Source organism: Shimazuella sp. NTD248, from assembly GCF_059510395.1.
Genome location: NZ_JCAJZT010000032.1, coordinates 1 through 457, shown reverse-complemented (window position 1 = coordinate 457; position 457 = coordinate 1). Strand labels below are relative to the sequence as shown.

Genomic DNA, 457 nt, shown 5'->3' with positions numbered 1-457 from the left:
CCTCCTCGTAGGTTAATATCATTCATAGACAGGGCATAGAGCCTGATCTAACATAAGAATTGGGTACGTTTTGGGGAGATTCATCACCTCCTTGCGAGATTTCTAATCATTGCTGGTGAAAGACTAATCCCCCAAAATGTCTCTATCTACCTACTAGACGATCTTTAGGGCGTAGTGTTGCTATACACCGAATCTACGAGGCCATCGCAACGGTAGATGAACCCAATAGAGAAAATGGAGAGGATGTTCATGAACTATTTTGTAGGAATTGATCTTGCCGATCGTAAACATGATGTTTGTATCCTAGATTCTTCTGGTAACGTTCAGAAAGAATTTATTGTTCCTCATTCGCCAGAAGGGGTTGATCGGGTACTACAAGAAATTCGTACCTTCACAGTCGATTTTGCTAACGTGATCATTTCTGCCGAAACTTCCAAAAACTTATTCATCCAGTACT

The 457-nt window shown here is 41.1% G+C and carries 1 protein-coding gene; it reads left to right on the top strand.

Annotation, left to right across the window (positions count from 1 at the left end):
- Window positions 1-249: 249 nt before the first annotated feature.
- The coding region (locus tag AC5WOE_RS20005) for an IS110 family transposase (RefSeq protein ID WP_496053350.1) at window positions 250-457 on the top strand (208 nt) is incomplete at its 3' end.